Source organism: Exiguobacterium sp. s157, assembly GCF_018618205.1.
In the GTDB taxonomy this organism is placed as follows: Bacteria; Bacillota; Bacilli; order Exiguobacteriales; family Exiguobacteriaceae; genus Exiguobacterium; species Exiguobacterium chiriqhucha.
Genome location: NZ_JACSLQ010000002.1, coordinates 468,762 through 488,533, shown reverse-complemented (window position 1 = coordinate 488,533; position 19,772 = coordinate 468,762). Strand labels below are relative to the sequence as shown.

Sequence of the window (19,772 nt, the reverse complement as noted above, 5' to 3'; positions counted from 1 at the left end):
CAAACTGCGGGGTATTCCCCTCGATTTCACTAATAAGGAAGCGACACATCACATGTCGCTCCCGGCTGGTCATTTCCGTTTGACGATTTTGCCGACACGGCTTCGGACGGCACGCGCTGCGAGCAATCCTTTTCCGACTTTCGACTGGGTCAAACTTTGATATTTACGATTAAGTTGGCGATAGCGTTTATCGGCCTTATCGACTTCTTTTGAAATCCATTCCACCGTATAGAGCAGTTCGGCGTACCGATGCAACAGACGTTGATATTGTTGGCTCGTGATGCGGTATTCACGTTGAAGTCGTTTATTTTCCTCGATTTGTTCAGCGAGCTGCATCTCGAGAAGGTTCTTTTCTTGTTTCAATTGTTCACTCATGTTGTCACCTCAACGGAATACGTCGAAATACAGACGTTTCAATTCATTTTTTTGACCGCTCTCATACAGATCGATGAACTGTTTGAAGCGGGGGCTCTTCGGTTCGAGCGGCTTGAACTGCTCGTAGATGGCATATAACAAATCGGCGTTGCCGAAGAAGTCCTCGTCCCGCGACCGGCGGATGAACTGGAGATACCATAGCTCAAAGAACCGTTCGAAGCGAGTCTCACGATAGACATCGAGCACACCTTCACGCTCGAACGCCTTCGCCCGGGCCGTCTCGCGCAACACACATTTCTCGAAGTAACGACGGGTGATCGTATTGACGGTCGATCCCGCCACGGCCGCGTAATAGTCGTGAATCGTCAAGTCGACGAGTGCGACACGTTCGGCCGATAAGAACATCTCTTGGAAGAAGAGCGAATCTTGACCGACCGCCCCGATGACTTGTTTCAAGCCGTTGTCGACGATGAAGTCGCGACGGATGACCATCGCCTGGATGCTTTGCACTTTGAAGTTGTGCTCGAGCAGGTAGGCACGCGGGTCTTCAATCATGCGGATGCCGCCTTTCTCGAGTCCTTCAAGTTCGATCATCGCTTCGCGGTTCGACAGCTTCAACATGCTGCCGACAGCGAGATCGAGTCCCGGTTCGCGCGTCATCAACTGATACAGCTCGTGATAACCATCGTTGACCGCCTCGTTATCCGGGTCAAGGAAAGCGATATATGGAGTCGTCGCCAGCTCGACCCCTTTGTTACGAGGGCGTGAGGCACTGCCGCTGCCGCCGTCTGCGAACGAGTACGTGTAGACGTTCGCATGTTCGCGCGCCAAGCGCTCGACGTAACGGCTCGTCTCGTTGTCGGTCGAACCGTCATCCACGAGCCAAATCTCCATATCGTCAAACATCGTGCTCCGCTTCAAGCTGAAGAAGCACTTGTTGTACAAGTAACGACCATTGTTATAGACCGGCACGACGACAGACAATTTGTAGTCGCGCGGTGCGTTCGGTTGGAAGACGACCTCGCCTTTGACGAGTTCGAACCGGTCGACGGCATAACCCGGCAACGTCCGGCTCTTGAGCGTCCGTGTTGCGACTTCTTTGAGCGACAGTTGCTCCGCGACGAACACGGAACGATGGACATCGGTCACGTCCGTCACGAAATCGTGTTCCGGACCCGAGACGAGCGTCTCGCCGTCGAAGTAGGCCGCTTTCGTCACGAACGATACGTCCGTATATTTGAAAGCGTTAATCAAGTCTTCTAAATAATAGGCTTCATACGTATAAGCCGAGTCAAAGAACGCGACGAACGCCGCTTCCTGCAAATCGGTCTCCGTCACGGCATCTGCCATCCGGAAACGGACGTTAGCGTACGTCTGGTCGTCGACCATAGCTTGAAGACGCGACTCGACACCTGAGCCGACGACGAGAACCGGACGGGCCCCGAGTGCTTCCGTCTCAAGTCCGAGCGCGAACAACATCTCTTCGAACCGGTCATGCATCGTATGTCCGGCCATGATCGTACGGACGCCCGCTAATTGCTGGCGGTACTTCTCGTCCTCGGTCTTGAACATGTTCAAAATCTGTTTGGCGTCGAGACGGCCCGTCGCGATGAACACGTTCGGGAAATCGTTGTTGACGGCGATATTATAGTTCGTCAAGACGAGGTTACCGCGTGCTTGCGCATCGTAAATCGCTTGTGCGCTATACGTCGGGCTGTTCTTCACTTCGTTGACGTGAAGGACCCAATCGACGGACTTTTTCAAACGGTCCATGTCCGTCTCGCTCGCGACGAGATATTGACGGTACGCTTCGCCGACTTCCTCGTTTTTGTCACGGTCTGATTTAATCACGTGGAGACGGTGGTCCGTCTCTAAGACGCCATCCATCAATTTGTCGACGTCTTCCATGAACGCTTTTCGCATTGGGAACTCATTCGTGACGAGCACGTCGTTCAAACGGGCGCGTGTCATGCCGATCGGATTGTGACGCAATTGGTTGACAAACGGCTTGATGACGAAGACACGGTCATGTTTGCACAGTTCGGTGTAATCTTGGACCCGCTCTTCATTGGCCGTAAAGACGATGTCACACTTCGCTGCGAGTGATGCGTAACGCGCGTAATGATTCGTGTCGGCCTCGGTATGGAACACGACCGGGATGTCGCGATAGTTGGCTTGCTTAATCAATTTTTCGAGCCATTGGCGCGAGTGTGAGCGCGGTGTCGCCATGTGTTCAAAACTTGTCGCCTCATCACCTGGAAGGATTGGGCTAATCATGAGGAACTCGATGTTCACACCTGCATTGACGAGCTCTAAAAACTCGGTGACCGTCTTGAACGTATGGACGTTACAGACGTGATTCCACATGTCGGCCCGTTCGACCGGTCCGACGAACGCCACATCGATGAGTTTCTTCTTATAATAAGTACTCCCGTTCGATGCTGGATATTCCGGTAAGTCGTTCGGGAAACGCGCGGTCGCCGCATCCCATTCTTGTTTGAGACCGGTGTTATACGTCTCAAGCTTTTGGTCATCCCAATATGGGAGTTGTGCTTTTTTCGTCAACGACGGCAAGTCATTGATGAGAATGACATCGCCTTCATCTAGCGGTTCTTTTTGTGAAATCCGTTCCCGTTCTGCACGTACCCATTTCGCGTGCTCTTGAACGTCGGACAATAATCGTCTTACATCCATTCAATTCGCCTCATTCTTTCATCATGTCGTATCGTAGGTTTCACACCTACACCCTCTGTCATAGTATCAAATATCAGATAGGCAAGCAATTTCAGTCAGATGACAATCGGACGACTTGCCATTCCCCTCTTTTGTAATACCCGACTTTCCTTCCCTGTAACAAAAAAACTCCCCTGAATCATCAGGAGAGTTTGACTGCTTATTCGGCTGCTACGTCGACGATGCGACCTTCCACTTTCGGCTCGACCGTGACAAGGCTTGCCACGTGGTCGCGCAAGTTTTCCCAGTCCGAGAGACCGAGGTCTTGGACTCGGCCTTCAGTGTAAGCAACACCGAGCTCCGCGAAACCGTCGCCGCCTTTCGCTGTGAAGGCGTTCGTTGCAACTTTATATTTCGTTGGTCCGTTTTCCACAAGTACCGGTGCTCCGTCTTTCATGTACTCGATTTTCGTCACGCGTTCGCCTGACGGTTGCGAGCTATCGTACGTCACTTTCAAACCAGCGACGTGAAGGAACCCACCGTTTTCATTCGGAAGCGGTCCGACACTGCGCTCGAACGTTTGGTAAATCTCTGTCCCTGTAAGGTCAGCGATGGCGAGCGTGTTTCCGAATGGAAGCGTCGTGAGCACTTCGCCGATCGTGATCTCACCTTCGTCGATCGCCGCACGGATGCCGCCGCCGTTTTGAATCGCGCCGATGACGTCAGGGCTGAACGTCTTCGCTTTCGCGAGCATGCCGTCCGTGATCAAGTTCCCGAGTGCCGTTTCGTTCTTACGAACGCTCACGCCAGTCGTGTTGTCTGGATCGCTCGTACGTGGGTTCGTGAGCGCTGCTGTTGTCGTGGCGCCAGTCGGTTGGTTTTTCAACTCATCAACTTCTTCTTTAAACGGTGCGAGGAGTTGAGTCGCTTTCGCGTCCGCCTCAAGCTTCGTCACATCGATTAAAGCACCCTCGTGGGCGACAACTTTTCCGTCATGGTCGAACGTGACGTCAAGTGTGCCGAGGTATTGGCTGTACTGGTACGCTTGGACGATCAACGTCGGGTTGTCCGTATCCGCATTCTTCACGACCGGTGCTGCGAGAAGCGAGTGCGAGTGTCCGCCAATGATGACGTCGATGCCTTCGACTTCTTCTGCGAGGATTTGGTCGTTGTCGACTGCTGGGTTGTCATCGTAACCTAAGTGCGTGACGGCGACGATTTGGTTGACGCCAGCTGCTTCGAACGCTGCGACAGCCGCTTTCGCTTCCGCGATGTAGTCTTGGAACTGGGCGTTGCCCGGGCTTGCGATTTCAGACGTCTCTTCTGTCGTGAGACCGAAGAATCCGACTTTGACGCCGTCCACTTCTTTGATGACGCCTTCATACAGACGACCGTTATACGGCTTGTCTGTCACCGCGTCACGGAAGAGCGGGTTCAAGTCTGTGTCTGCTGAGAAGTCGAGGTTCGAGCTGACGAACGGGAAGTTCGCGTAGCGGATGAACTTGGCAAGTTCGGCGTTGCCGTCTTCGTCGCCACCGAGATCGAACTCGTGGTTCCCGAGTGTCATCAAGTCGTACTTCATGTAGTTCATGAGTTTCAAGTCAGCCATTCCTTCAAACTTGTTGAAGTAAAGCGAACCTGAGAAAACGTCCCCAGCGTCAATCAAGAGTGCGTTCGGCTTCTCGGCGCGGACTTGTTTCACAGCTGTCGCGCGTTTTGGTGCCAAGTCGAGTGAAGCGTGCGTGTCGTTCGTGTGCATGAACGATACCGTGTTCCCACCGACCGAATATGGAAGTTCAGCTTCGATTGTGCGGCCATTGCTCGTAAATTTCGCATGCGCCGTGAACGAACCGATTTTAGATGTATCGATGCCGTGAACACGGACGAGACGCTCGACCGTACCGTTCGCGAAGCGAACATCGAGACGAAGTGCGCTCGGCACGTTCTCCCCTTGTTTGAACGAGAGTGCTTCTCCCGGTTCGATGGCAACCGGATAGTTCAAGACGCGGACACGCTTCTCGACTTTAATCCCCTTGCCGACCACGATCCCTTTCGCCGTTTGATATGTACCGAGTTTGTTCAACTTCACCGATGATTTGTACCAATGGATTTTGGCACCTTGATATGTCTTGTCGAGCGTGGCGTCGAGGTCGCCTCCGCGGACGAAGTCGGCTTTCAGTTTGACCGTCTTAACTTTTGGTGCCGCGTCAGCTGTCGCTGCCGGAACGATCGATGAAGCGGTGATAGCCGCCACAGCGAGTGAAGCGTACAACTTGTTCGTTTTACGTGTGAGCATTTGATTTTCCCCTTTCAAATGTGGTGAAGCAGAACTAAAACGAATGATAGCGCTTACAATGTCCGACGGATGATAATCGGCCTTGCTCCCTATTCCGTCTTCAGACCTATCGTTTCAGAGACCACTTTCCTCTCTAAACATATCCAATTCCACTAGTAAATACAATTAATTTTTCGTTAATTCCGTGTATCTTTTCCAAAAAATCCCCCGATTGCAACATCGAGGGATTCCATGGAAATTAAAATACGATAGGCAAAAAGACCTTATTCGGTTTCAATCAGTTCATGAAGCTGGGTGAACGGACTCGACGCCCCTGCCTTCAAATGCCCGTGCTCGATTTCTTGGAGACGGAGCGCCTCGAGCTGCATCTTCGAGGCCGCGCCCCACTTGTTTGGCCCACAATCACGAAGGGCAACCGTCCGGACCATGAGTTCCGTCGCGTCATCCGTGGCATCGAACTCGACCCAAACTTGGTTCGGTCCGCCCCAGGCGGCGATGTCTTCAGATAAATAGAGAACGGCGTCGACCCAAATCTCATAGCGCATCCGCCCCAAGCCAAGCGACGACCGCTTCTCGAACGGGTTGAGCACGTTCAAATTCAAACGATACGTCTGTCCCGGTTTCGTCGTCAGGATTTGTGAATACGCCATATGGTCGCCTTTTTGCATCGTGTTCGCCTCGAGGTGGTATGACACGTTCGTCGTCAAGCGCCGGACGGTCAACGGGATCGTCGTCTTGTCCAAACGGCCGCTCGTGATGACCCCATCGAGCGCCATCCACCCTTGGTCGAGCGTCGGATGCATATAGTCACGCATCGTGTCCCGCTTGTTCACACCCCAGAACGCGAGCACCGGCCACTCGTTCCCGATCACTTCATAGAACAGTTTGGCGTATAACCGATCCCCATAATCTGGCATCAAGAACAGCTCGAGGATGGCGCGCGCGTTGAACGGGATATACGTCTCGAACGCGACATCGCTCTCGGCGAGTACTTGCTGGTGCCAGACGCCCATCCGATACTCCCAATACAACAAGTCGTACGGGTCGTAGCCGTGCAGCGTCTCAGTCGTCAAATTGACCGCGGCCACGTAGGACGTCCAAAGCGAGACAACACGCTCGTCTTCCCGCGACTTCCATGAATAGCAACGAATCGCCCCTTCGACCGTGAACTCGGCCGGCAGCGTTCGATTCTTCCGATAAAATGCCCGGCCGATTTCAAGGATGTTTGAGCGCAAGTGACGCGTCGGCCGGTCTTTGTACAGTTTCATATATTCGTACGCGTGGGCATGACCGTGACGTGACGTCACACTTTGGCGCAACATCGTCCGGAACGACCGCGTCTCCTCGGCGCGTTCGAACGCCCGGTCATCGACCGGGATGACGCGATGACGAAACTGGAGATCACGCGCCATCATCGACGCAACTTCGACATCGATATCGAGCGACTCGACGTGATGGCCTTCCGTCACGTTCTGATACGTGAACGTCTCGATGTTCGCGAGGAACGGTTTGAGGAGCGCCAACGACAAACGACTGTCAATCCCGGCCGTGAGCGAGAAAATCATGCGTTCGTCCGACTCGAGTAGTTGATGGAGCTGATTGTCGAACCACGTCCGAAGTGGTTCGATGGCCGCCTCGACCGGCAACGCATCGAGCGGACGCCGTGGATAATAGCGTGTCATCCGGTTCGTCTCGTCCACGAAATGGTTCGGGACGAGAATTCGAATCGACTTATAAATCGTGAAATGACCTGGCAAGTGATAATGGTTATGGTGTCGCAACTCGTCCGAACAGAGCGGGTGCGCCTCAGACTGGACGTCTTCTTGTAACAGTTCGAGATGCGACGCCGCTCGGAGCGGTGCTTCCGTCGTGAAGTAGACACCTCGCATCCCGGTGGCATCATGATAGAGGCGAACCGATGTTTCATCACCCCGAATCAACACGTAGCGGCCACCCATGAAGTCAAGCGTTTCATGGAAGGTATCCACGTCTTGCCCGTTCAATCGTTCGAGCACCCCTATCCGGTCACGCTGTCGCGCTCGGATGTCGAGGATGTCCCCGAAAGCGAGCAGCCAACGGTCGCCTTCTTGAATCAAGTCGACCGGACTGAGCGGGTCATAATAGAAGAAATCGCCATTCGGCAAAGTGATTGTTTCCCATTCTTCACGGTTTAGCCGTGTGGCGGTCATTAAAAATCCACGTTGATAAGCTTGCATCGTTTTTCCCTCATTCTATAGAAAATTCGTTCCTCGATTCCAAAAAAAGACGAGCACCGGTCGTGCCGGCGACTCATCGACTCTGACTGATAATGGTCATCCAAATATTGGAGAAGACGCCAGCCGTCTTGGCATAATCCACGGGATCAGCCATGTTAAGTTGGACGCCGTTCTGATAGACAAACAAATGCGTCACCGTCCCACCCCCGGACGCCCCGATCGTGATGCCCCGTTTCGTGAGCGTCTCATCCGGTTCGGCGATAATGGAGACGACCGAATCGGCCCGATCGCGCCGGACAACGATGTAGCCCCGCGTCGGTTCAATATAGGCTTGGGTGAAGCCGAGCGGTTTATGACTCCCGTTCGCATGTATGTATAGTCCTTGCGGATCAAGCCGCAACGCCATGCCGCTGAATCTCAACTCACTCCCCGATGTGGACGGATGCAACATCCCGTCCGCCTCGGCTTCCTGGTTTTGTTCGTAAATGACCCCCACTAATACCAGACAGACCAGGACGAACGTCCTGATGAGAAGTTGAAACTTTTGCCTCTGTTTTCGTTGTGTTCGACTCATAATTCCCCTCCAAATTATAAAGTATCCACTAAAAAAATAGAACAATATAATCATACCGTACTTGTTTTAAATTTCCATAATAAATTGGGATTAATATGTATTTATTGAAGCTTCATACATAGTAAAACCAATAGAGTTCTGTGATATCGGTTCTACTATGTCTCGTCCATCATCAAAACGTATGCGTGACCTGCACGTCGTCTGTCCGATTGCGGGGAGACGAACGATCCTTTCACGACTATCAAACAGGAAGATGAAAGGACAAACAATAAGATCAAGCTCATCAAACGGCGTGCATATAGCTACCGGAACCTAGAACGTTTCTTCTACAGTCTTCAGATTTGAAATCGGTCGAACTAGTGTCAACTACGGTTTATTGTGATGAACTAACTTTTACACTGTTAACAAGAATTCATTTTCCATTTTTAATAAACATTAGAAATAAAGAATCTCTCATTTCTATATAATGGTTTTGTTAAAGGAGGAGAATTCTTATGTATAAAAAATGGTTCATGGTTTTCGTCATCGCTCTCGTCACATTGATTACGGGAAACGTCGAGGCGTCGTCGTTTCCATATAAGACGCTCGAGTCAACTCCATTGAAGGTGTCCGCAAGTTCTAAAGCGAAAACAATCCAAACTCTCAAAATGAACACGAACGTCTCACTCATCTCGACACAAAACGGATGGGCCAACGTCCAAGTCGGCAAGACGAAAGGATACGTCCCGTTCAAGAGTATCCTGCCCCTTGAAATCCCAATCAAAAATCATGATAGCTATCATCAGGTCATGACATATAAAGGGACTGAGATTGCCAGTGTCAACGGAAAAAGCGCGAAAATCGCTCCGGCGTTGCTCCCTTTCTTCAAACAGAACGCTGTGGCGCTACGAAGCACGCTCGCAAAGCCAATCATACAAAACAACACAATCGTGGGATTCGAACGATTGGCACTCGGCCAATTCGTGCAGGTCAAGACTCCAATTATCATTGATCGGAATGCCGCTGCACGAATTCAGAGTTTAAAGTTGCCCGGAGGACCCGTTACAATTACGACAGCCGCCCCACTCCGGCAAGTGATCCTAGAAGGGTGGGGGTTCGAGCCCTACAAACAGACGTCACAATGGAACGTCACGTTGAATGGTACGATTCACCAATTCCACTCAAACACGCGATTTACGCTTCGGGGGAAAGGAACAATCAATCGTTGGGACATCCATCAGGCTCAACTCTCTTATGATTTACCTATTACATACAATGGAGAGATTGGTTTCTTAAACGTTAAACATGCAGACGTCGTATTGCGCGGCACATCAACCTTTAAAGTCAGAGCTGTATCCGCTCCAACGAAAACGCATATCCTCGATGGACCGAACGGGTTACTTGGTGTCACTAAACCAAACCTTGTGATACAAGGTAAACGAATGGGCGCAGACGAAAGGGCGATTGCTACAGCATTACAAAATGTGACTGCCGCTAAACTCACTCAGCTACTTAAACAAATGAACATCGAACATAAATCAAATCATATGAATGACTACGTGAAAGCATTTAAATTGAACGAGACAGCCGGACCAAACAAGTTGTTCTTCACGACAAAATCCGACATCTCGTTTGTAGTCAGTGCGGTCGATCGCACGCTTGAATTCAATCAGTTCAGTGAACCGTTTGTTACATTGAACAATCCATCGAATCGAATCCAAATTCAGATGAAGAACATCCAGTATAATTCTTGGGCTAATCCGATTTATCATAAGCGTATCGTGAATGCTCTAATTGGAAAATCCGGCCTCATCACAATCTCGTTCAAAGGTCCAGAACAATCTGTCAGCGAGTTTGCGCGACTGGAAAAACAGGGTCGCTACTTTATCTATAATCACCCTCACGGTCCCGGAACGTTCCGTGTTGTCTCGATTGATGGCAAGAAAATTAATGGCTTCACGTATGTTATTGAGATGGGACGCTATTCGTACGACGAGCATAACCATTTCAATAGGGAAGAGCTCGTTCGTATTGGCGATAAGACGCTCGACTCTTACAATCAAGTACCGCCTGCATTCGAAGTCAAAGTCGTAAAAGGGTTGCGCGGTTCCAATTCATATTTAGCGATCCGCTCAAACGACAACCAATGGCTCAAGCGCGTGTATGGATACACGTTACAAGTCAATAAAAACTACTGGGCAGATGGCCGACTCAGTTCGGACGCAGTCGACCTCGCCGGCTGGGACCCAAAACAGACAATTATCTTATCGCAACTCGACGGAAAATTGAACGATACTTTGACCATCAAAGCATTCGGCTATCAAGACGCAAAACAAAAATAAGACAAGGTCATCTCGCGCGCGGGATGACCTTGTCTTATTTCGGTTGGCTGATAATCGTGACTCAGGCGTTCGAGAACTGCCCCGCAATCATCGTATAATCGGACGGTTTTACTTTAACGGAGTTGTTCTCAAAATCCGAGGTCAACCACACATTACGATGATGAACTAGACATAGTAAAACCGATAGCGTCAAACGCTACCGGTTTCAAGATGGCTCAGCCCGAAGGCCTTGCTCTATTTAACCCTAAGGGAGGGTCAATGAAGGTCAACGCTAATTACTTAGCGATGTTCACCGAAGTGAACAATGGGTGTTTGTTGTTCTCGAGGTCGAGGACTTCGAACGCAGCGCCTGGTTTGAGCGTGAGCGTTTGAGCTGTCTCGGCCGGAGTCAACACACGGTCAATCGTGATTTGGACTTGGTTCGACTGCGATCCCATGATTTCTGTGACTGTCGCAGATTTCGAGAGATCTTTGTCGCCAACGAGGACTTTGAAGTCTTCGTAGCCATCTTCGATTGAGTACTTCGCGATTGACTCATCGAACGTGAGCGTGATGACCGCGTAGTCGCCCGATACGTTGTTCGACGTGAGGACCGCAGACGTCAAGCCTGGAAGGTCGTTCTCCGCGAACTTCTCGTTCAACGAGACTGTATCCATGACGTTGCCCACTACATCCTTGATGTTTTGGATCACGAACGCATATTTACCAGTCGTTTGAATCGCGCCTTCTTTGAGCGTCAACTTGATGACGTCGCGATCTTCATCCGTGAAGACAGCTTTCTCGGCGATTGCCTTGCCTTCAATCAAGAAGTTGCCCAAGTTGAGTGACGATGGGTCGAGCTTCTCGCTGAACTTGAGGTAAAGCGTGCTGTTGTCCTTCTCTTGGAAGTAGTAGCCATCGAACGTTGGCTTCTCTTTCTCGATTGGGCTCGAGACAATTGAGAACTTGATTGATTGCTCAAGGCTCTCGTTGCCGACGACATCCTTCACGAGGTTAGCCGGAAGTTTAACTGAGTAGTTTCCAAGCTCAAGATCCGAGATTGGCGTCTTGATTTGGTTCTTCGAGTAATACGAGGCGTCAGTCCATGCCGCCACTTTCTTCTCGACACCGTTCGGCGTGATGTACGAACCGTACATCTTACCGTCGCTGTAAGCACCATGCTTGAGTTCTTCAGAGAACGTGAGGACGAGGTGGTTCTTGCCGTCGATGACTTCCACTTTCGCATCTGTCACAGTCGGAGCCATCTCATCGTTCGTGAAGTTAACCAATTTCGTTGACGCAGCGCCGTAGTTGCCAGCAAGGTCGCGGAAGTGAGAAACTTTCACGTCGATTTGACCGATGAACGAGTGGTCGCGGACAGTGAGGACTTTGCCTGACTCATCGAGCCATGCGTTGTCATCAAGGTCAGCTTCGATTTCGCCGTTTGTGAGCGTGATTTTCGCGACGTGGTTGTAACGGTCCACGTAGACAGCCTCAGAGAATGTGACTGTGAGGTAGCCTGGTTTCGACGAAGACATGCCGACGACTGAAGGGTTGACCGCGTCGATGACTTTCTTCTGAACGATCTTCGTCACTGGGTTTGGCGAGATGAAGTTGCCAGCGAAGTCACGGAGACCGACGAGCGTCAACTTGTAGTCTTTGCCTGCGACGAATTGCGCATCTGACAAGTCAAGGATGAACGATTTGCCGTCCCATGAGAGTTTGTCGACGTCTACTTTGTAGCCAGCGCCAGAAGCATCTTTCAATTCGAGTTTCTTCTCGAGCTCATCTTCCGAGTCAACGTTGACCGGCTCGGAGAACGTGAACTTCACGCGGTTGTTTTCAAGGTACTCAGGGTCGTTAAGGACCGGGCGTACGTTGTCTTCGAACGTGTAGATTTCTTTGAACGGTACGAGCGCTTTACCGTCGAGTCCTTCAATCTTCGAGCTAGCAAGCACAGCGTAGCGGCCATCGAATGTCTTCTCGGCGCGAACGACGAGCGTTTTGCCGTCTTTCGAGAGTGTGCCGCGAAGTCCTTTGAGGCGTTGCGCGTCTGGAATGTGATCGATTTCGACCGTTCCATCTTTGAGCATGCCGTTATAAAGGAGTGTGCTCGCGTCTACCGGTTTCGAGAAGTTGATTTCAAGTTCCTTCGCATTGAGCAACTTGACGCTCGACACCATCGGAGCTGATTCAACAACTTTATACTTGAACGATTTTGAGACCGTTCCGTACGCTTTGTTCGTGTACGTGAAAGTCGCCATGAACTCGCCGACTTTCGATGTGTCGATACCAGACCATGAACCTGGTTTCATATAGACGCGATCTGCGAACTTGACCGGCTGTGTGCGGATTCCTGAAACGGCTTCCCCTTTTTCGAAGACGAGCATTTCTTTCGGTCCGACCACTTCTTGGGCATAGTTCAAGACGCGAATGCGTTTCTCGACTTTGATGCCTTTCCCTTTGACGAAACCAACCGCCGTTTGGAAGACTCCCAATTTGTTCATGTTGACTGAAGACTTGTACCAGTGGATCTCTGATCCGTGATACTTCTTGTCAAGCGCTGCATCCAAATTGCCTTGGCGTACATAATCTGAACCTAGCTTGACGACGGGCATTGCTGCTGAAGCCGACATTGCTGGTGCGACTGCTGCCGCTGTCACTGCAAACGCTGCCGCTGCTGTGACAAATTGTTTTTTGTTTGCCATCTTGTTTAAATCCTCCCTTTGGTAAAATGCGATTTCTGCGTCTTCGACTTTCTCGGTCCTCTCGATCACTCCTCAGACACCCTTACTGCCCGAGTTATGTATAGCATCGATAGGACTCGAGTCATACAAAAACAGGTATCTAAAACCATACATTGACTTTTAGCCTATGCATCGTCCCAGATTGCTTACATCCATAATATACATAACGTTTCCAGTTGAAACAAGCGAATTTTTAGCGAAAAAGGGAAATGATAATGCATTTTCATGATTTTATTTAGAATAAACATTCTGCGTTCGATTAATTACCAGTGTAACAAAAATCGCATTAAATCAACAAAGTAAGCGCTATCAATAAATAAACTCAAGATCAGACTTCCGTCATCAGGTTAGATTTTTATAAATACACCTAATAAAATATAATTACCAATTATTTTTTTGTATTTTACAATAGAAGATAAATATTAACCATTAAATACCATATAATTATGTGGATAACGTTTTTTAATAAACCATTTCGTTACCAGTTCATGCTTTATTGGATTCATAAATAAATCATTACACTTTTCGAATAGGACTTTTGAAGGTGAGTCCAATGGACGATACACAAAAAAATGAAGGGCTTTTCGCAGAAGTGTTTGATTTTATCCAGTAAATGGATATTGGATTACGGGGATTGTTGTTGTACACAACACCGATGCTCCTTATTTTTGAGAACAAAAAAAATCGCCCTTCTCCTATGAAGGGCGATTAAAACTGATGGGGATTAATAACCGACGAAACTGAGTGATTCCATGAATGCACGTTTCTCCGCAGCATAGAGTGGCCATTCGATGACGTCCTCACTGCCTTCCACCGTCACAACGATTCGGTTCTCGGGACGAACATTCGCTTTCACGAATTGGACGAGCTTCGCATCCGGTTTGAACTCAACGTATTCCGCGACCGTTCCATCCTCGTATTCAATGTACTCGATGTCGTCTTGATCAAGGTTCACTTTATACGACTTGCTGCCGACTTTCAGGCGGAGCGTGTCCATTTCAAGGAAACCATCTTCCGATTCGATGTTGAGGAAGAACTGCATGCTCGCTTTCGACGGTGAACCGTAGAAGACCGGCGCGAACGTCTCCGCATAACGGAACTCCCCATAGCTATCGAGCACTTCACGGTGGACCGTCACCGGACCTGGGAAACGATAGAACTTGTTATAGAGCGCATGTTGGACGCCGAGTTTGAGCGTGCCGCCTTTATTGCCAGCGCCGTCAATCGCATACAACGAGATCGCTTGCCCTCGTTTTTGTTTTGGGATTTTAATCGCGAATTTTCCAGTCGACATGACCGGCGCTTTGTAAAGTTTCGTTCCGATTTGGGCATAGACTGTCGCATACGCCTCGGCCGTCCCTGTGATCGATGTCGATGTCGTCGTCACGCTCTGCGCGACACGCGGGCGTGCTGGAGCCACACCGTCTTTAATGACTTTCGTCGAACGCGTGACGCTTGTCGCGCCTTTCGCGTCGACCGTTGTCGCACGGATGACCGTTCCGATTGGAAGGACGACCGTCGCACGGCGATAGACGCCTTTCGCGTCATAGCGCGCCGTGTACGAAGCTGCACCGACTTGGAGTGTCACTTTCGCGCCAGGCGTTCCTGTCACGACGATTTGACGAGCCGAGTTATTGACCGTTCCGATTTTCGGCGTCGCCGGACGTGCGGCCGGATCGACGGCGACAACGACTTCCGTCGTCTCACTGACGTTGCCCGCGGCATCACGCAAGCTGACCGAGATCCGTTTGCCGACCGATTGCGGGCTCATGTTGAATTGAGCCGTCCCCGCTTCCGTGACGACACGCGTGTACACTTTGCTGTTGATGCCGATCAATGCTGTCGTGCCAGCCTCTCCTTCAATTACAAGTGACTTCGACGTATGGAGTGGCGTCGAGACGACAGGTGCGAGCGGTGCTGTGACGTCGACCGTCTCGACGACTGGTGGTTCTTCTGTTGATCCTTCTGCTTGCGCTTGGAGCGGCAAGAGTGGCGAGACGATGAGTGAACCGGCTAAGAACAATTTCAAATACGATGAATGATTCATGACTTTCCTCCATTATGTAGGTTTTACAGTTAATTGGTCGAATACCAAATTCTATTGTAATAATTCGACTTCATACAATGACGGATTTTTAATAAATCAGGTAAATGATTTCACAAAAAAACTGCTTTAGTTTCCCAAAGCAGTTCACGGTTCTCACACCTCATGAATCATTGTTGACTGGCCGCCTTGCCAGAGCCACGTGTCTTCTTGTTTCACATAGACATGCAACACCCAGAACCGGCCTTCGTAAGCGTTCGTCCCGAGAATGAAACGCTCCTCGAGCAACAGTTGCACGAGCGCGATCTCACCAGCCACCGTCTCGTCGAACGTGACGGTCTCCTGCGTAATCCACTGGACAGACGCCGGGTCAACGAACTGGTCTAAAAATGTTTCTTTATCGAACTGACGTCCGCTCGAGTCGACGTAACGAAACTCGTCATGCATGATGCCGCGCATCGCGTCCAGGTCGCCCTTGACTTGAAGTTCGGCCCGTTCGTCAGAAAGTTGTTTTAAGTTGATTGTTTCCATTGATGTACCTACCTTTCGCGTCCATCATAACATACTCGTATGCTCGAGTCGTCTCACTTGTAATGGTCATCTTCATTGTTCGATTGAATGTAACCACATCGGTAGTATTCTTTTTCTTATCCTCTATTCCCTGTATACTTATCAATATACAGTTAATCCCATTTCGAGAGGACTATGCTTATGGATTTGATCGACCCGTTCATCTGGCAACTCGTCATCGTCCCTATCCTCACCATCGGGACCGGTGTCCTTATTGCATTACGATTCGAAAAGTCTTATATCGCCCCGCTCATCACGTTGGTGCTCAATCTCGCAATTGAAATGACGATGGGCCTCGCGTACTACGGGACGCTCACTTCTCCATCGTCTTGGAATTGGCTTTTCCCGATTCCCTCGTTTCTCGTAGCCTATACGTTTCTCAGTAAACGGAAAACTGAGCGCCAGACAGAAAAACATTCCTGAGCCCTAATCATTCTGACAGTTTCAATATTGACATTCTTGCTTCAGCCCGTTAAAGTAACGATAACATTCATACGAACTCGCGATGAGAAAGAAGAGTAGCGTGAAGATTCGTCTCCAGAAAGCCGGTGGTCGATGCGAACCGGTGACGTGTCTCACGTGAATGGGCTTTTGAGCGTTCAGACCGATACGTAGGCTCTGACGGGTCCTCCCGTTACCGAGGATAGCGAATGATTGTTCGCGATGAGTGGGGGGGAACTCCCCCAACGAAGGTGGCACCACGGGTCCCCCGTCCTTCATGTCTTTTTTAGACATGTCGGGCGGGGGACTTTTTTTATTTTTAAGGAGGAGATCACATGAAACAACTCATCATCAACGGCGACGAACTGACACCGGTGGCCATCTTTCATCGATTAGAGGGAGATCGGAAAGTACTGCTCGAGAGCCGCGCCGAAGGCAAGCATGGCCGTTACTCGATTATCGCCTCCAATCCGGTCGAGACGATTCGCGCCAAAGGCAACGAATTGACCGACGCATCCGGCACGATGCACACGGACGACCCGCTCGCCTTGTTATCGGAACTAGTTTCGCGAGACACGCCGGATGCCCCCTATCCGTTCATCGGCGGTGCCGTCGGCTATATCGGCTATGACATGCAACGCGTCTATGAACCGATTCCGAATACACCTAGCGAGACTCGCGGTTTGCCAGATGCCTTGTTCCAACGATATGAGACGGTCGTTCTCTATGATCACGTCGAGGAGCAGGTCATCGTGATCGATACCGGGGATGATGATGCTGAGAAGCGACTCCACCACATCAAACTGGCACTCGAGACGGCGAAGACACACGAGCTCGCCCCTGTCGTCCGCACGAGTGAACGGGTGTTGACCGGGAAAGATGAATTCGTCGAACGCGTCTTGCAGGCGAAAGAAGCCATCCTCGCCGGTGAGGTGTTCCAACTCGTCTTGTCCCAACGCATCGACGCGACGTTCACCGGCGACCCGTTCCACTTCTATCGGACGCTCCGGAAACAGAACCCGAGTCCGTACTTATTCTATATCGACCTAGGCGAGGCGATCGTCCTCGGGGCGTCCCCGGAGAGTCTCGTTCGCGTCGAGGGAAATCGCGTCTCGACAAACCCGATCGCCGGCACGCGCCCCCGTGGCAAAACGGTCGAAGAAGACGTTCGTCACGCCGCTGACCTCGTGAAAGACGAGAAAGAACTCGCCGAGCATCGGATGCTGCTCGACCTCGGTCGCAACGACATCGGCCGGGTCGCAAAAGTCGGCTCGGTCACGATTCCGAAACAGATGGAAGTCGAGCGCTTCAAAAACGTCATGCATCTCGTCTCCGAGGTCGAGGGCGAACTGCGTGACAACTTGAATCCGATTGATGCGTTACGTGCCTGTCTCCCGGCCGGTACCGTCTCCGGCGCCCCGAAGATTCGGGCGATGCAGCTGATTGACGAATTGGAGACGGTGAAACGCGAAGTATATGCCGGGGCCGTCGGGTATCTCGACGTCCGGGGCGGCTATGATTTCGCTCTCGCCATCCGGACGATGGTCGTTCAAGGAGATACGGCCTACGTCCAAGCGGGCGCCGGTATCGTCTACGACTCGGACCCGGTGTCAGAATATGAAGAGACGTTGCATAAAGCCAAATCCCTTTTGGAGGTGTTCGCATGATTCTACTTATCGATAACTACGACTCGTTCACGTACAACGTGTATCAAGATGTCGCCCGGTTCAGCGACGTGACGGTCATCCGTAATGATGAACTGACAATCGACGCGATCCGCGACCTCAATCCGGCTGGCATCATCATCTCTCCGGGTCCAGGTGGCCCACTGGATGCCGGTGTGTCGCTCGACGTCGTCCGCTCTTTGTCTGGCACCATCCCCATCCTCGGCGTCTGTCTCGGTCATCAAGTCATCGCCGAAGCGTTCGGGGGGACGGTCGGACGGGCCGAGCAGGTCATGCATGGGAAGACGTCCGTGATCGAGACAATACCGAGCGTCTTGTTCGATGGGAATCCGAGCGAGGTCATGCGCTATCATTCGCTCGTCGTCCAAGAGACGGACCTCATCGTAACCGCTCGCACGACGGACGGTGTCATCATGGCACTCGAGCATCCCGAACACCCGACGTATGGCGTCCAGTACCATCCCGAGTCGATTGGCACACCGGACGGACGCGACCTGTTCGAGCGCTTCGTTGAGATTTGCCATACAAAAAGACCGAGGAACGTGTCCTCCGTCTGAGTACTAATTCATCGATTCGCCAACACTTTGACGTCATCCCCGTCCGAGACGAGGAATAATTTTCTCGGTTCGACTTCTGCCTTGAAATCGAGGTTAATCGTTCGAGCCGCGGACCGGTCTTTCACCGCCGCATGTTCGCTCGCGATTAGCTGGATTTGATTTCGTTCACGGCTCGCCAAAGCGAAGCGCACTTTGAACTCTTGTTCAAAGCTTTGCAAGCCTTGGTGAAACGATTGTCGTTTCGCTTCAAATTCTTGGCCAATAGCGTTCACTTGTTTTGTCGCTTGTTCAATCGTTTCTTCGGGATCACCTAACATGCGCATCGCATGAATTTCGCCTTGTAGACTAAGAAGGAACATATAGACGAGCTCTTCGTACTCTTGAAACTCACCGATGACATCTTTCATTGCCTTAATTTTAGTCGCTTCTTTGAACACGAGCGCCCGTTTCTTCAGGTCATACAACTTCCCGAGTGGGCCATCGATATGTTTGAGCAACGCATAGACCGTATCGATGTCCGTCTTATAGTTGTTTTCAAGTTGATGGGTGATTTTGCTGTCGACAGTATCTGTTTTCAAGAACACGTACACCCGGTCCAAATAGTTGAACGAACTACGGGCTTGTCCGTGATACTCGTTCAGTTTCATCGTGACCAACTTGCTAACAATCGTCTCAATCTTGTCTAGTGCCTGTTTGATTTCGCGTAAATGTTCCTGGGCGACGACGGTCGTCGCTAAGTCTAAGGCGATTCGCCGCACTTGGAGTGGGTTCACTTGTTTCAAATTCGCTTGCGCTTTAATTGCATTTTTCCCGTCCACCGCGAAGGCTCGCCAATACCCGTCTTCTTTTGATTTCCTTAAGGAATAGACACCTTTTTTCAAAGCGCCCTCCACTTCAGGTGAGAAGACGAGTTCGTACGTAGGTTTTTTACCGAGCGATTGCATCGCAACCGGGACGCCGACGGATTGAACCACCCGTTTCAATAATTGTACCGTGTCTGACCCGACCGTAATCTCTTCTTTATTTGAGACGTCATCCAATACGATTGGCAAAACGGTTGCCGATTGCTCATCTTTGACCAATTCATGCGCTGCGCTAGATGGTTCAATTTGAATAACTTCTGCGTCGAGCGGGACGGGTTCTTCAGTCAATTGCTGACGCTTCTTCCAAACGAGGATAGTGACCGCTACGAATGCAATACCAAGCAATATGTACAAGTATTCCATGTGAGTTCCCCCTTAATCATTGTATCTAGTATAAAGGGAAATGAACGCTTCAGGTACGATAATGCATA

13 protein-coding genes, 1 pseudogene and 1 other annotated feature are annotated in these 19,772 nt (G+C 50.7%); of the genes and pseudogenes, 5 read left to right on the top strand and 9 right to left on the bottom strand.

Annotated elements, in window-relative coordinates; translation table 11 throughout:
- Positions 1-69 precede the first annotated feature (69 nt).
- The 5 genes from KNP67_RS06295 to KNP67_RS06275 form a co-directional block, all read right to left on the bottom strand.
- Positions 70-375, bottom strand: coding sequence for a hypothetical protein (locus KNP67_RS06295; protein WP_021066429.1), 306 nt, complete (start codon positions 373-375; stop codon positions 70-72).
- A gap of 9 nt (positions 376-384) precedes the next feature.
- The gene (locus KNP67_RS06290; RefSeq protein WP_131471836.1) at positions 385-3,069 is read right to left on the bottom strand and encodes a glycosyltransferase; all 2,685 of its coding nucleotides are present in this window, start codon (positions 3,067-3,069) and stop codon (positions 385-387) included.
- Between the two features lie 199 nt (positions 3,070-3,268).
- Positions 3,269-5,344 carry a bifunctional metallophosphatase/5'-nucleotidase gene (locus tag KNP67_RS06285; RefSeq protein WP_214714150.1) on the bottom strand — a complete coding sequence of 692 codons (2,076 nt, stop codon included), beginning with the start codon at positions 5,342-5,344 and terminating at the stop codon, positions 3,269-3,271.
- 263 nt (positions 5,345-5,607) lie between these two features.
- Positions 5,608-7,560 (bottom strand): asparagine synthetase B family protein, encoded by a 1,953-nt coding sequence (locus KNP67_RS06280; protein WP_214714152.1) that lies wholly within the window; start codon positions 7,558-7,560, stop codon positions 5,608-5,610.
- Positions 7,561-7,633: 73 nt separating this feature from the next.
- Positions 7,634-8,134: a hypothetical protein gene (locus tag KNP67_RS06275; RefSeq protein WP_214714154.1), complete on the bottom strand. Its 501-nt coding sequence runs from the start codon at positions 8,132-8,134 to the stop codon at positions 7,634-7,636.
- A gap of 226 nt (positions 8,135-8,360) precedes the next feature.
- On the opposite strand from KNP67_RS06275, the pseudogene KNP67_RS15650 reads away from it, so the two are divergent.
- Both KNP67_RS15650 and KNP67_RS06270 read left to right on the top strand, forming a co-directional pair.
- Positions 8,361-8,479 (top strand): annotated as a pseudogene (locus tag KNP67_RS15650) (transposase); the annotation flags it as partial.
- 149 nt (positions 8,480-8,628) lie between these two features.
- Entirely contained in the window at positions 8,629-10,455 is a 1,827-nt protein-coding gene (locus KNP67_RS06270; RefSeq protein ID WP_214714156.1) for a hypothetical protein, read from the top strand.
- A 275-nt stretch (positions 10,456-10,730) separates the two neighbouring features.
- Here KNP67_RS06270 and KNP67_RS06265 read toward each other — a convergent pair whose 3' ends face one another.
- The 3 genes from KNP67_RS06265 to KNP67_RS06255 all read right to left on the bottom strand — a co-directional run bounded on the left by KNP67_RS06265 (position 10,731) and on the right by KNP67_RS06255 (position 15,756).
- Positions 10,731-13,142, bottom strand: coding sequence for an Ig-like domain-containing domain (locus tag KNP67_RS06265; protein ID WP_144060661.1), 2,412 nt, complete (start codon positions 13,140-13,142; stop codon positions 10,731-10,733).
- A 763-nt stretch (positions 13,143-13,905) separates the two neighbouring features.
- Positions 13,906-15,228 carry an Ig-like domain-containing protein gene (locus KNP67_RS06260; protein WP_214756243.1) on the bottom strand — a complete coding sequence of 441 codons (1,323 nt, stop codon included), beginning with the start codon at positions 15,226-15,228 and terminating at the stop codon, positions 13,906-13,908.
- A gap of 153 nt (positions 15,229-15,381) precedes the next feature.
- On the bottom strand, positions 15,382-15,756 hold the full coding sequence (locus tag KNP67_RS06255; protein WP_029594901.1) for a nuclear transport factor 2 family protein: 375 nt from the start codon (positions 15,754-15,756) through the stop codon (positions 15,382-15,384).
- A gap of 180 nt (positions 15,757-15,936) precedes the next feature.
- Here KNP67_RS06255 and KNP67_RS06250 point away from each other — a divergent pair, with 180 nt between their 5' ends.
- From KNP67_RS06250 to KNP67_RS06240, 3 genes are all read left to right on the top strand, one after another.
- Positions 15,937-16,218, top strand: coding sequence for a hypothetical protein (locus KNP67_RS06250; RefSeq protein ID WP_051627691.1), 282 nt, complete (start codon positions 15,937-15,939; stop codon positions 16,216-16,218).
- 73 nt (positions 16,219-16,291) lie between these two features.
- Positions 16,292-16,515, top strand: a binding site (T-box leader).
- A gap of 56 nt (positions 16,516-16,571) precedes the next feature.
- Positions 16,572-17,903: an anthranilate synthase component I gene (gene trpE / locus KNP67_RS06245; RefSeq protein WP_029594899.1), complete on the top strand. Its 1,332-nt coding sequence runs from the start codon at positions 16,572-16,574 to the stop codon at positions 17,901-17,903.
- Entirely contained in the window at positions 17,900-18,478 is a 579-nt protein-coding gene (locus KNP67_RS06240) for an anthranilate synthase component II (protein ID WP_029594898.1), read from the top strand. The genes trpE and KNP67_RS06240 overlap by 4 nt, the downstream gene beginning before the upstream one ends.
- 8 nt (positions 18,479-18,486) lie before the next feature.
- On the opposite strand, the gene KNP67_RS06235 is transcribed toward KNP67_RS06240, so the two are convergent.
- A complete protein-coding gene (locus KNP67_RS06235; RefSeq protein WP_214714160.1) occupies positions 18,487-19,704 on the bottom strand; it encodes a hypothetical protein in 1,218 nt (405 codons plus the stop codon).
- Between the last annotated feature and the right edge of the window lie 68 nt (positions 19,705-19,772).

What these genes read in the sequence shown, in the direction of transcription:
- KNP67_RS06280 (WP_214714152.1), bottom strand. Translation starts at nt 7,560, where the DNA reads ATGCAAGCTTATCAACGTGGATTTTTAATGACCGCCACACGGCTAAAC.
- KNP67_RS06235 (WP_214714160.1), bottom strand. Translation starts at nt 19,704, where the DNA reads ATGGAATACTTGTACATATTGCTTGGTATTGCATTCGTAGCGGTCACT.
- KNP67_RS06265 (WP_144060661.1), bottom strand. Translation starts at nt 13,142, where the DNA reads ATGGCAAACAAAAAACAATTTGTCACAGCAGCGGCAGCGTTTGCAGTG.
- KNP67_RS06250 (WP_051627691.1), top strand. Translation starts at nt 15,937, where the DNA reads ATGGATTTGATCGACCCGTTCATCTGGCAACTCGTCATCGTCCCTATC.
- KNP67_RS06240 (WP_029594898.1), top strand. Translation starts at nt 17,900, where the DNA reads ATGATTCTACTTATCGATAACTACGACTCGTTCACGTACAACGTGTAT.
- KNP67_RS06255 (WP_029594901.1), bottom strand. Translation starts at nt 15,756, where the DNA reads ATGGAAACAATCAACTTAAAACAACTTTCTGACGAACGGGCCGAACTT.
- KNP67_RS06295 (WP_021066429.1), bottom strand. Translation starts at nt 375, where the DNA reads ATGAGTGAACAATTGAAACAAGAAAAGAACCTTCTCGAGATGCAGCTC.
- trpE (WP_029594899.1), top strand. Translation starts at nt 16,572, where the DNA reads ATGAAACAACTCATCATCAACGGCGACGAACTGACACCGGTGGCCATC.
- KNP67_RS06285 (WP_214714150.1), bottom strand. Translation starts at nt 5,344, where the DNA reads ATGCTCACACGTAAAACGAACAAGTTGTACGCTTCACTCGCTGTGGCG.
- KNP67_RS06290 (WP_131471836.1), bottom strand. Translation starts at nt 3,069, where the DNA reads ATGGATGTAAGACGATTATTGTCCGACGTTCAAGAGCACGCGAAATGG.
- KNP67_RS06275 (WP_214714154.1), bottom strand. Translation starts at nt 8,134, where the DNA reads ATGAGTCGAACACAACGAAAACAGAGGCAAAAGTTTCAACTTCTCATC.
- KNP67_RS06270 (WP_214714156.1), top strand. Translation starts at nt 8,629, where the DNA reads ATGTATAAAAAATGGTTCATGGTTTTCGTCATCGCTCTCGTCACATTG.
- KNP67_RS06260 (WP_214756243.1), bottom strand. Translation starts at nt 15,228, where the DNA reads ATGAATCATTCATCGTATTTGAAATTGTTCTTAGCCGGTTCACTCATC.